The sequence below is a fragment of the Mucilaginibacter sp. genome (assembly GCF_028288225.1).
Taxonomy (GTDB): Bacteria; Bacteroidota; Bacteroidia; order Sphingobacteriales; family Sphingobacteriaceae; genus Mucilaginibacter.
In genome coordinates this window covers 57,911-70,249 of record NZ_JAQBOC010000057.1, presented here as the reverse complement: position 1 = coordinate 70,249, position 12,339 = coordinate 57,911, and the positions used below count along the sequence as shown (strand labels likewise).

The window sequence follows — 12,339 nt, the reverse complement described above, 5'->3', positions numbered from 1 at the left end:
AATCGTCAATCTTCTTAATTTTCGCCAACAACCAATGGTTTCGAGGTATTAATGCAGTTGGTTAGCGATAATTTCCAGCTTTCATCGCCGGTACCGGAATCTAACACATAAAAGGCATTCGATCCACCGCCACCGGCAAATACTTTTCCGTTTGCAACGGTAGGTACAGCGCCATTGGCAATGATTGGTTTTTTCCAGATCTCATTGCCGGTAGCAGCATCAACCGCATAGAGATTTAGATCATCGCTGTTTATAAATATTTTTCCATCGGCATAAACCGGACCAGATGTAAAGCCCTGACCATTGAGGCCTTTCCAGATTTGGCTTCCATCACTCTCCTTAATGGCATAAAGGGAGCCCGGTTGGTTAAAATCATTAATGTTATACCAGCTTGCCAGGTAGATCACTCCGTTATTGATAGAAGGTTTTGACTGTTCAAGCGAAATGCCGTTGGTGCTAAATATCCATTTTGATTGGCCATTAGTTGCATTTACAGCATTCAAATAACCATCCCTGTTGCCTATAAATATGACATCATTTGAGATGACCGGACTCGCCTCAACTATCGGACTGCCTGTATTATACTTCCATTTTAAGCTTCCGGTTAAGGCATCCAGGGCATAAAGATTTCCGTCAGCGCTGCCAATATAGACTGTTCCGTTTGAAACTACAGGGCTCGAATCCACGTTTTGAGCGGTTAGATATTTCCACTTCAAATTACCTGACACTGCATCCACAGCATATATATAATGATCATCGCTGCCAAAATATACAATATTATTAGCCGCCGCAGGACTTGATATTGTAGTGCTTGCAGTGGTAAACTTCCATTTTAACGTACCAGAGGCGGCATCAAGTGCATAAAGATTATGATCAGTATTGGTGGAATATAATGTGCCATTTGCGAGCGCCGGTGTTGAATAAGCAAAATCACCACCAGACTGGTATTTCCAGATCAAATCGCCATTTTGGGCATTAAGAGCATAAAAATTATTATCCTGTCCCCCAAAATAAACGGTAGCTTTTGTGTTTGTGGGAGCTGGTGTATTTGATTTAGAGTCCTTTTTGCAGGATGTGGAAAATAAGATTAATAATAAAACAGGAATTTTTAAAAAACGCTTGTTTAAAGGCAGGATAAAGGTTTTCATTTTTGTGATTAGATTACTGAACGTGAAACGGATAGTTTAAAAGTATATTATTAACCAGGTTTATTAAATAACAAAATACTGGATCAATGACACGCAAAACTGTTAAAAGTTTAATTGCTTTATTATAAATAAAAAAGCCACCGGAAAGGTGGCCATGTGACGTAAAAGGTTTAGAACAACAAAGGCGCAATTTCTTGCGCCTTTGCGTATGGTGATGAAAATAAATGTAAATAAATTTCGTAACCCTAAGAAAATCTTTCCTTCAGGAATTTACCGGTATATGAATCCTTCTCTTTAATTAAACTCTCCGGTAAACCCTCAAACACAACTTTTCCGCCGCGGTCGCCGCCTTCCGGGCCGATGTCAATTACCCAATCGGCACATTTAATCACATCCATATTGTGCTCAATAACAATTATGGTATTGCCATGGTCAAGCAGGGCATCAAACGATTTTAGCAGCTTTTTAATATCTGCAAAATGCAGGCCGGTTGTAGGCTCATCAAAAATGAACAACGTTTTATGCGTATTGTTCCCTTTAACCAGGAAGGATGCCAGCTTTATCCGCTGTGCCTCGCCGCCCGACAAGGTATTTGATGATTGACCCAATTGCACATAACCTAAGCCCACATCCATCAGCGGTTTTACTTTGCTGATGATCTTTGGCTCTTTGGCAAAAAACTCAAGTGCTTCTTCAATGGTCATGGTCAGCACCTCCGACACATTCTTGTCCTGGTAAGTGACATCCAGGATGTGCTGTTTAAAGCGTTTGCCGCCGCAGGTTTCGCAGGTTAAAAATATATCCGCCATAAACTGCATCTCTATTTTTACCTCGCCTTCGCCCTGGCAAACATCACAACGCCCGCCCTCAACATTAAATGAAAATGCCGATGGCTTTAAGCCCGCAGCTTTTGAAACCGGCAACGCAGCATACAGGTTCCGGATCTCGTCCCAGGCCTTTACATAAGTAACCGGGTTTGAGCGCGATGAACGGCCAATCGGGTTTTGGTCAACCAGTTCAACCTGTTCAATTTTTTGATAATCGCCTTCAATGCTGTCATAGGCGCCTGTTTGCTCCGCATTATAATTGCCCAGCGTTTTTTGCAGGGCAGGAGCAAGGATGCGTTTTACCAAACTTGTTTTACCTGAACCGGATACACCGGTTACAACGGTTAAAACACCTAGCGGAAATTTTGCATTTACATGCTGCAGGTTGTTTTCCCTTGCACCTTTTATCTCTATAAAATCGTTCCATTTGCGGCGGCTTTTCGGGATCTCAATTTCTTCCTTGCCACTCAAATAACGGCCCGTTAAACTGGAATCGTCTTTTATAATTTCATCATAAGTGCCGCTGAACATCAGGTTGCCGCCATGCGTGCCGGCTTCGGGGCCAATATCAATAATGTGATCGGCAGCCTTCATTATTTCTTCTTCGTGCTCAACAACCAATACGGTATTGCCAACGTCGCGCAGAGATTTAAGCACACCGATCAATCGTTGTGTATCACGGGGGTGCAAACCAATGCTCGGCTCATCCAGCACATAAACGGAGCCCACTAAACTGCTGCCCAAAGATGTTGCCAGGTTGATCCGCTGCGATTCGCCACCTGACAGGGTATTTGACAAACGGTTAAGCGTTAAATAGCTTAAGCCTACATCATTTAAAAACAACAGGCGATTAGTTATTTCCATCAGCAAGCGCTTGCCAACTTTGGTATCGGTTTCGTTAAGCTCAATATTTTTAAAAAAATCGAGTGCTTTATCCAGGGCCATCAAAACCACATCGGTTATTGATTTGCCGTTGATTTTTACATAGGATGCATCCTGTCTTAAACGACTGCCTTTACATTCAGGGCAGGTAGTTTTCCCCCTGTATCGCGAGAGCAAAACCCTGTACTGTATTTTATAGGTTTGCTCTTCCATCTCCTTAAAAAATTCATCAAGGCCACGGAAATAGCTGTTACCTTTCCACAATAATTTTTGCTGTTGTTCAGTAAGCTGGTTGTATTGGCGATGAATTGGAAAATCAAATTTCAGCGCATTTTTAATAAGCAATTCGTTCCATTCGCGCATTTTTTCGCCGCGCCAGGGGGCAATTGCGCCCTCATATATGCTTTTGCTTTTATCTGGAATTACTAAATCTTCATCAATGCCGATCACTTTGCCATATCCTTCGCAACGTTTACAGGCACCATAAGGATTATTAAAGCTAAAAAAGTTCGGCGTAGGCTCTTCAAAACGGATGCCATCCAGCTCAAATCTGTCGCAAAAAAAGCGTTCGGTTTCATTTTCTGCGTCGGGCTCACGGTAACGCACATAACAATCGCCCTTACCTTCAAAAAAAGCAGTCTGGATAGAATCGCCTAACCGGCTATAGGTTTCATCCTCATCATTTTTTGAAATGCGGTCAATAACTATTCTTACCGTAGTTGAGATTTGAGACGTGAGATTAGTTTTTTGTCCATGGTCCATGGTCGATGGCTCATGGTCTTTCTTACCTTTCACCTTTACCTTCTCAACTTTCACATCGTCCCCGTTCAGTTCCTCAACCAACCAACTCCCGTCATCAACAATGCTCATATCCTCCAGCAGGTCTTCAATTTTTGAAAGTTTACCGCGGAATTCAACACGCACAAATCCTTTTTGCATCAAAACCGCCAGCTCTTCTTTTAAGCTTCGGTTGTTGTGGGGGTACAGCGGGCATAATATGGTAACCAGCGTTTCGGCGGGCAGCGTCATAATAAAATTGATCACATCGGTAACTGAATCTTTCTTAACTATCCCTCCTGATAAAGGCGAAATAGTTTTACCTATGCGCGAGAAAAGCAGCTTTAAATAATCATAGATTTCGGTTGAGGTGCCTACTGTTGACCGCGGATTGGATGTGATAACCTTTTGTTCAATGGCAATAGCAGGGGCTATTCCTTTAATATAATCTACATCGGGCTTGTTCATACGGCCCAAAAACTGGCGGGCATATGATGAAAGGCTTTCAACATACCGGCGCTGCCCCTCGGCATATAAGGTGTCAAAAGCTAGTGACGACTTGCCCGAACCCGACATGCCGGTAACTACAACCAGCTTGTTTTTGGGTATGGCCACATCCATATTTTTAAGGTTGTGTACCCTTGCGCCCTTAATAATAATATGTTTTTGAGGATCTTTGTCTGCTTCTTTGATCATTTTGTGTTGTCCATAGTCCATGGTCGATAGTCCATAGTAGCCATATTTTCCATGGTCTATGGACTATTGACTAATGGTCTTTCTTCCAAAATGCAAAAATCCTAAAATATTTAGCAGTATCCAAATTGGTTGGTGATTAGTAGGGTGTTATTTAACTATTTATTGAATAGTTTGCACTGTGCTGACAATAGAAATAAACCTTTTTAATTGATCGTAGTCTATCATTTACCAATATAAAAATCATACTTCTTATATATCATGAAAAATAATATTTGTTTTTTACGTGATAATTTGTTTTATTTGGGATAACAATTTCTTAATCCCTAAAAGATAACGCTATAGATAGAACTCTACTTTAATAAAAATATTTAATTAATTAAGTTTAGTAGTTTTTCTATGGATTTTCAATTGAAGAGTGACCAGGATTTAATCCATCTTTACATTGCGGGTGATGAGTGCGGGCTGGTAGAGCTGATCCGCCGCTATCAATCAAAAATATATACTTCCGTTTATTTGCTGGTTAAAGACGAATACCTTGCCGAAGATATTTTTCAGGATACCTTTATCAAAGTAATAAATACTTTAAAAGCAGGGAAGTATAACGAAGAAGGTAAATTTTTACCGTGGGTAACACGTATTGCCCATAATTTGGTGATAGATCATTTCCGCCGCGAAAAACGCGCGCCGATGGTAAGCAATGGCGATGATTTTGACATTTTTGAAGTTTTGGGCAATTATGATGAAAGCACCGAAGACCGTATGGTTAGGGAGCAAACTTATAAGGACCTTAAATCATTAATTCATTTATTGCCTGCCGAGCAAAAAGAGGTATTGATAATGCGCCATTTTGGGGATATGAGCTTTAAAGAAATAGCTGATATTACCGATGTAAGCATTAATACCGCCCTTGGACGAATGCGCTATGCCCTTAACAATTTGCGTAAAATGATGCAAAGTAAGGAGCTAAGTTTAAAAAATTAGTTTTAAGGGTTGTAAAGGTTGCAGTTGTTAAAAACTCACCTTCTACAACCCTTTTACACCTTTATCTAAACAGCTATTACAACCCTTACAACAATTACAGCTTGTGACCCCGTAATAAAAAAATTTCATTTAATTTTCATCTAAATAAAATATTATATTTAAGCTTTCGTTTAGTATCTGTAAACCAAAAATTTTAAGAAAGCTTATGGATGAAACCTTTACAACGACTTTAAATTTACTCACTGACAAAGCCATGGTGAACGAGGAATTGCAGGCGAATCTGGAAGGCGACGAATTAATGTTCTATCATTCTCTTCGTGCTGATCTTGACTTGCTGAAAAGGAACCCTAAAGTTCAAACCATTCATCACATTCTCGACCATTCGAGGAGTTTGCGTTAGTAGTACAATTTACCTAACTGGTTCACGGGTCATAGCTGTTTTATGATAAAACGGTCTATGATTTGTGAACCTTTCTATTTTTATGTTGGTCATTAGTCATTGTGTCATTGGTCATTAGTGAATGGCAGCTTTTCTTTATTATTTGCAACTCATTTTTGTATTAGTTATTTATTGATGATTATTGCATATGAAATTTATTAGTAGATAGATTGCAAACTATGTACTGTGCTCCAATGACTAATAACACAATGACCAATGACTAAAAAGGACCGTTATCTCCATTTTGTTGAATACTTTTCAAAAAACCAGCCTAATCCCGAAACTGAATTGAATTATGGCAATTCGTTCCAGTTATTAATAGCGGTTATTCTATCGGCACAATGCACCGATAAGCGGATTAACCAGGTAACCCCTGCTTTATTTGAGCGCTATCCTACACCCGAATCACTTGCCGCCTCAACGCCCGAAGAAGTTTTTACTTATATCCGCAGTGTAAGCTACCCGAATAATAAGGCAAAGCATTTGGTGGGCATGGCTAAAATTTTGGTTGATGTTTTTAATGGCGAGGTACCTTCCGGATTAGACGATCTTCAAAAAATGCCGGGCGTGGGGCGTAAAACTGCAAATGTTATTGCATCAGTTGTGTTTGATGCGCCGGCAATTGCTGTGGATACACATGTTTTCAGGGTATCGGCCAGGATAGGGTTAACCAATAAAGCTACAACCCCGCTCGCCGTTGAAAAGCAGCTGACGCAATATTTGCCGCAAAATACACTGGGGGTAGCGCACCACTGGCTGATACTGCATGGACGATATATTTGCGTGGCCCGTAACCCCAAGTGTGCGATTTGCCCCATAAGCTGGTTTTGTAAATATTATGAGCAAGCACATACGGAATCAGCTTTGCTAAAGGCTGAAGCATTAAGATTGAAAAAGGTAAAGGATCAGAAAAAGAAAAATGCTTTGAATAAGATTAGCAAGGAGCTAAAGAAGAGAAGTGTTGATAACAATGGTTGATTAAGTTGATTTAGTTGACTAAGTTTAACTGTTGTTTGCAAGTGGAATTGAAACTAACCGAATCAACTCAATCAACCATTCCAACTCAGTCAACAATAATTACTAAAAATATTAGTATTTGTAAATAATATATTATACATTTGTACATACAATTTTTATAATGAGCAGCGCAGATAAATTAAAAGCATTACAGCTAACCTTAGACAAGCTGGAAAAATCATACGGAAAAGGCACCATCATGAAGTTGGGCGATTCTGTTATTGAACCTACCGAAGTGATCTCAACCGGGTCTTTAGGGCTTGACATCGCATTAGGTGTTGGCGGTTTACCTAAAGGACGTGTTATAGAAATATACGGGCCTGAATCATCAGGTAAAACTACACTGGCTATTCATGCCATTGCCGAATCACAAAAAAATGGCGGGATTGCCGCATTTATTGATGCCGAGCACGCCTTCGACCGTTTTTATGCCAAAAAACTTGGTGTTGACGTTGAAAATCTTTTGATCTCTCAGCCGGATAACGGCGAGCAGGCATTAGAGATAGCTGATAACCTGATCCGTTCAGGAGCCATCGATATTTTAGTTATCGACTCTGTTGCCGCCCTTGTTCCCAAAGCCGAAATTGAAGGTGAAATGGGCGACTCGAAAATGGGTTTGCACGCACGTTTAATGTCGCAGGCTTTGCGTAAGCTGACAGGTACCATTAGCAAAACAGGCTGCTGCTGTATTTTTATTAACCAGCTGCGCGATAAAATTGGTGTGATGTTTGGTAACCCCGAAACTACTACAGGTGGTAATGCGCTTAAATTTTATGCATCTGTACGTTTGGATGTGCGCCGCATTTCACAAATAAAGGATAGTGATGAAGTGTCGGGTAACCGGGTTAAAGTAAAAATTGTAAAAAACAAAGTTGCTCCGCCTTTTCGCATTGCCGAGTTTGATATTATGTTTGGCGAAGGCATTTCAAAAGCAGGCGAGATCATTGACCTGGGTGTTGAGCACAACATCATAAAAAAAGCAGGCTCATGGTTCAGCTACGGCGAAACCCGCCTTGGCCAGGGCCGCGATGCCGTTAAACAGCTGATCCTTGATAACCCTGAGCTGATGGAAGAGCTGGAAGCCAAGATCAAAGAAACAGTAACCGGCGATCATTTAGCTGAAGTTTAGTTTTTCATTTCATTGATTTTTGAATGATTTCATCAATTTGAAATTTGATTACACCGATATAGTAGAAGTCCTGGTATTTTACCGGGACTTTTTTATTGAAGCGTTTTGCTGAACAGCACGGAAAATATAATATTAACTACCTGTTAACGGGTAAAGGGGTAGCATCTACGATGCAAAAAGAATAATGCGATGTTTTCTACAAAGGGGTAGACCCGATGGGTCATTTTTGTATGGCCGTAAGGTCTACCCTTTATTTTAATGACTTATCCTAATGATTGGAGATCAATTATACAACATATCTGCTGTCAGCAATTTCTTATCCATTGTACCCGGTGCTATCATATAGACCCGCAATGCGGGGTTTCCCCTGCGGCGTGCGCCGGGTACAGGGGCGGTATAAAAGTTTTTAATTTTTATTTTATGATATCCTCTTAATAAAGAGATCGCTCCTTCATTTTCAGCAAGCTTATTATCATCAATAAACAATTGGGTATCATTATAGGTAGCAGCCGAAAAGTTATATACCCCATCAGCCGGGATAGAAACATAGCCTTCATAGACCACCCCGGAGTTTGGCCGGGTTTTCCGGAACTCTGTAGTTTCCATTGTTTTAGTTATGCCTGCACTATCCAATGGAGCATAATCCAGTTGGTCAGTCGAAGTGAAGCTGCCTTTAATAAGGGTAAATCTTAATCCCTGGCTATTGCCGGTATAGTTAACGGCGGCAATTGGGGTCTGGTTATACATAATGGTGCTTGTGGGTAAGCTGCGCCTGCCTGACGGCGTAATTACCACGGTTTTAAACACCCTTTTTTCACCTGCCGGGATATTAAATATAATAGGCGATTCATATCCCAGATCGGTATCCAGTGGATCGCGGCCGTTAAGGGTATAAACTATTTTTGCCCCAGGCACTACTGATTTTGGAGCCATAGTGAATTGTGAGCCTATCATCATGGTATCAATCACCTCAAAGGCGGTGGGTACCCGGTAGTTGTAATGTATGGCATCAAGCCTTGCAAAATGTTTGGCCAGGCGCACTTCCGAAAAATTCTTGTAATCTTTTCTTTCAGGTTTGCTCCAGGCTATTTCCGATAGCGCAAAAAGGCGTGGTAAGATCTGGTATTGCAGTTTGGCGACTGTTGGTACATACTCTGTCCATAAATTCCCCTGTACGCCGACAATGTATTTTTTTTCATCCTCCGTCAAAACTTTCGGAATCGGCTCATAATTATAAGTTTCAGAGAATTCGGCATATCGGCCGAATGATACAGGCTCAAGGGGAGAGCGGCTTTGGTAATGATCAAAATACAAACCGGTAGTTTGCGGTGTCATGATCACATTATGTTTTTGCTGGGCTGCGGCAATACCGCCTTGTTCGCCCGTCCAGCTCATTACGGTTGCATTTGGGGCTAAACCGCCTTCCAGGATCTCGTCCCAGCCAATAATGCTGCGGCCTTTTGAGTTCAGGAATTTCTCCATCCGCTGTATAAAATAACTTTGCAGCGCGTTCTCATCTTTCAAGCCAAGTTGTTTGATCAAATTCTGGCAAAAAGCCGATTCTTTCCAGGGCTGTTTATTGGCCTCATCGCCGCCAATATGAATGTATTTGCTGGGGAAAAGGTCCATTACTTCGGTAAGTACATTTTCCAGGAAAGTAAAAGTTTCTTCTGTTGGGCAGTACAGCCCGGTTGTCCGGGCCGGATTTTTAACAGAAGTATCTGGCGTGCACATCAGCTCAGGATAGGCGCGTAAGGCAGCATCAGAGTGGGCGGGCATTTCTATTTCGGGTACTATATTGATGTATTTTCCGGCGGCGTATTTAACAACATCGCGAATCTGATCTTGGGTATAAAAGCCTGTATACGGTTCTCCATCGGGCCAGTCGCGGTTGCTGCCGAACATGGTTTGCTGGCGGGTTCCGCCAACTTCGGTAAGTTTCGGATATTTTTTTATTTCGATGCGCCATCCTACCCCGTCAACCAGATGCCAGTGAAAATTATTAAGCTTGTAGGCAGCCATCAGGTCTATCACCCTTTTTACCTGTTCTACTGTAAAAAAATGGCGTGAAACATCAAGCATCATACCCCTGTATCCGAAGCGAGGTTCATCGTTAATAACCAGGCAGGGGAGATTTTCAGCAATTGCATGGTCAACCGAGAATAGTTGTATTAAAGTTTGGATGCCGTAAAACAATCCGGCTCCTTTGCCAATAATGGTAATTTTATGCGGAGCTATAGTTAATTTATAACCTTCCTTTGGCAAACTCTCCGAACCACGGGCGGTAAGTATTATCGAATTGGCTTTGCTTTTTACCCTGGGATTATATTTAACCACCCGGTTTTTAAGGCCGCGGTTATTTAAAAGGAAATCCTTTAACAGCCCGACTGCCAGATCTTTGGGCTGGTCGGCCTTTATAACAGTAAACTTGCTAAATGTAAATGTACCCGTTGATTTAACAAGTGATGCAGGCGCAGGTATAATGCCCATATAGGAGTCAGTGTCCTGTGCGTAAGCAGTGTTGAGGAGTAAAATACTCATCAAAAGAACGAGTACAGTAACCGGAGATTTTACTTTTTTTGATTTAAAGGTGATCATATTTCAGAATGAAATGAAAAATATAAAATGTTATACTTAAACTATATGCTATTTAGGAAAAATAGTACAACTATTTGGCTTTGAGATATTTTAAATAAATTGTAATCACATTATTACACAAGCCGCATTAGTATAAATACTAATCCTATCAAAGAAGCCGGATATTCATAACGGCTGTGTCAACTTTGTCAATTTACAGTTTATAAGGCCTGTAATATTGTTTAACTTTGCGCTCCAACAAATAAAAAGCTTATGCAATATGATGTTATCGTTATCGGTTCGGGCCCTGGTGGCTACGTGTCCGCTATACGTTGTGCCCAACTGGGTTTAAAAACTGCAATTATTGAAAAATATAATACTTTAGGCGGCACCTGCCTTAATGTGGGTTGTATCCCGTCAAAGGCCCTGCTTGATTCATCCGAACATTACCATAACGCTGCTCATGCATTTGCTACCCATGGCATTCAGCTGGATAACCTGAAAGTTGATTTTGGGCAGATGATAAAACGCAAGGAGGAGGTAGTTACCGCGAACACCAGTGGGATTGCCTACCTGATGAAAAAGAATAAGATTGATGTGCACACTGGTGTAGGATCATTTAAAGATAAAAACACCATCATTGTTACAAAAGCTGATGGGACCACAACTGAGATAACCAGCAAAGATGTAATTATTGCTACAGGTTCAAAACCTTCTGCCTTACCATTCCTCAAAATTGATAAAAAGAGGATCATAACTTCAACTGAGGCATTAACACTTAAAGAGATCCCTAAGCACCTGGTATTAATTGGCGGCGGGGTTATTGGTTTGGAGCTTGGCTCGGTATATGCCCGTTTAGGTTCAAAGGTTTCTGTAATTGAGTTTATGGATTCCATTATCCCTACAATGGATAGCGGCCTGGGCCGCGAGCTGCAAAGGGTTTTGCGGAAATTAGGTATGGAGTTTTACCTGGGCCATAAAGTTACCGGCGCTACAGTAAAAGGTAAAGAAGTAACGGTAAGTTTTGATGACCCGAAAGGCGAAAAGAAAGAGCTAAAAGGCGATTATTGCCTGGTGGCTGTGGGCCGTATTGCTTATACCGATGGTTTGGGCCTGGATAAAATTGGATTAGCAGTTGAAGAACGCGGACGCAAGATAACTGTTGATGAGCATTTAGAAACCAGTGTAAAAGGTGTATATGCCATTGGCGATGTTATTAAAGGCGCTATGCTTGCCCACAAAGCCGAAGATGAGGGTACACTTGTTGCCGAAATTATTGCTGGACAAAAACCGCATATTGATTATAATCTTATTCCGGGTGTTGTTTATACCTGGCCTGAAGTTGCTGCAGTAGGGCAAACTGAAGAACAGTTAAAAGCAGCAGGAGTAAAATATAAAACAGGATCATTCCCATTCAAAGCCAGCGGACGTGCACGTGCCAGCGGCGACCTGGATGGTTTTGTAAAAGTACTGGCTGATTCCGAAACCGATGAGATATTAGGCGTGCATATGATAGGCCCGCGTGCTGCAGATATGATAGCCGAAGCGGTTGCTGCAATGGAATACCGCGCATCTGCCGAAGACATATCGCGCATGAGCCACGCCCACCCAACCTACGCAGAAGCAGTGCGCGAAGCCTGTTTAGCCGCTACTGAAAACAGGCCGATACATATTTAATTCTGATTTCGGAATTTCGATTTCGAATTTTCTTTATTGAGATTTGGTGGCTTTTAAAAGTTGCCAAATCTCTCTTTTTAATCGCCTTCCTGAATGTAACTTGTTGCCATCTCTGTAATACAAAAGCCCGGTAGGGAAAGCCACTTTTGTAAAATTGTAGTACCAAACACAAGTGCCGGATTAAATTGT

Annotated in this window: 8 protein-coding genes; 5 read left to right on the top strand and 3 right to left on the bottom strand. The window is 41.4% G+C overall.

Features of this window, described 5'->3' with window-relative positions; translation table 11 throughout:
- Positions 1-14 precede the first annotated feature (14 nt).
- Together JWQ54_RS17335 and uvrA are read right to left on the bottom strand one after the other, a co-directional pair.
- Positions 15-1,148, bottom strand: coding sequence for a PQQ-binding-like beta-propeller repeat protein (locus tag JWQ54_RS17335; RefSeq protein WP_299587242.1), 1,134 nt, complete (start codon positions 1,146-1,148; stop codon positions 15-17).
- 245 nt (positions 1,149-1,393) lie between these two features.
- A complete protein-coding gene (gene uvrA / locus JWQ54_RS17330) occupies positions 1,394-4,330 on the bottom strand; it encodes an excinuclease ABC subunit UvrA (RefSeq protein ID WP_299587240.1) in 2,937 nt (978 codons plus the stop codon).
- A 396-nt stretch (positions 4,331-4,726) separates the two neighbouring features.
- Between uvrA and JWQ54_RS17325 the strand changes: the two genes are divergently transcribed.
- The 4 genes from JWQ54_RS17325 (at position 4,727) to recA (ending at position 7,896) form a co-directional block, all read left to right on the top strand.
- On the top strand, positions 4,727-5,311 hold the full coding sequence (locus JWQ54_RS17325) for a sigma-70 family RNA polymerase sigma factor (RefSeq protein WP_299587238.1): 585 nt from the start codon (positions 4,727-4,729) through the stop codon (positions 5,309-5,311).
- 205 nt (positions 5,312-5,516) lie between these two features.
- Positions 5,517-5,711, top strand: coding sequence for a hypothetical protein (locus tag JWQ54_RS17320; protein WP_299587236.1), 195 nt, complete (start codon positions 5,517-5,519; stop codon positions 5,709-5,711).
- Positions 5,712-5,966: 255 nt separating this feature from the next.
- Positions 5,967-6,728: an endonuclease III gene (gene nth / locus JWQ54_RS17315; RefSeq protein ID WP_299587234.1), complete on the top strand. Its 762-nt coding sequence runs from the start codon at positions 5,967-5,969 to the stop codon at positions 6,726-6,728.
- Positions 6,729-6,888: 160 nt separating this feature from the next.
- Entirely contained in the window at positions 6,889-7,896 is a 1,008-nt protein-coding gene (gene recA, locus JWQ54_RS17310) for a recombinase RecA (RefSeq protein WP_094569038.1), read from the top strand.
- A 282-nt stretch (positions 7,897-8,178) separates the two neighbouring features.
- Here recA and JWQ54_RS17305 read toward each other — a convergent pair whose 3' ends face one another.
- Positions 8,179-10,494, bottom strand: a complete 2,316-nt coding sequence (locus JWQ54_RS17305; RefSeq protein ID WP_299587231.1) for a family 20 glycosylhydrolase — start codon at positions 10,492-10,494, stop codon at positions 8,179-8,181.
- Between the two features lie 252 nt (positions 10,495-10,746).
- On the opposite strand from JWQ54_RS17305, the gene lpdA reads away from it, so the two are divergent.
- A complete protein-coding gene (gene lpdA / locus JWQ54_RS17300; RefSeq protein WP_299587228.1) occupies positions 10,747-12,150 on the top strand; it encodes a dihydrolipoyl dehydrogenase in 1,404 nt (467 codons plus the stop codon).
- Positions 12,151-12,339 lie beyond the last annotated feature (189 nt).

What these genes read in the sequence shown, in the direction of transcription:
- JWQ54_RS17305 (WP_299587231.1), bottom strand. Translation starts at nt 10,494, where the DNA reads ATGATCACCTTTAAATCAAAAAAAGTAAAATCTCCGGTTACTGTACTC.
- JWQ54_RS17325 (WP_299587238.1), top strand. Translation starts at nt 4,727, where the DNA reads ATGGATTTTCAATTGAAGAGTGACCAGGATTTAATCCATCTTTACATT.
- uvrA (WP_299587240.1), bottom strand. Translation starts at nt 4,330, where the DNA reads ATGATCAAAGAAGCAGACAAAGATCCTCAAAAACATATTATTATTAAG.
- lpdA (WP_299587228.1), top strand. Translation starts at nt 10,747, where the DNA reads ATGCAATATGATGTTATCGTTATCGGTTCGGGCCCTGGTGGCTACGTG.
- JWQ54_RS17335 (WP_299587242.1), bottom strand. Translation starts at nt 1,148, where the DNA reads ATGAAAACCTTTATCCTGCCTTTAAACAAGCGTTTTTTAAAAATTCCT.
- nth (WP_299587234.1), top strand. Translation starts at nt 5,967, where the DNA reads ATGACTAAAAAGGACCGTTATCTCCATTTTGTTGAATACTTTTCAAAA.
- JWQ54_RS17320 (WP_299587236.1), top strand. Translation starts at nt 5,517, where the DNA reads ATGGATGAAACCTTTACAACGACTTTAAATTTACTCACTGACAAAGCC.
- recA (WP_094569038.1), top strand. Translation starts at nt 6,889, where the DNA reads ATGAGCAGCGCAGATAAATTAAAAGCATTACAGCTAACCTTAGACAAG.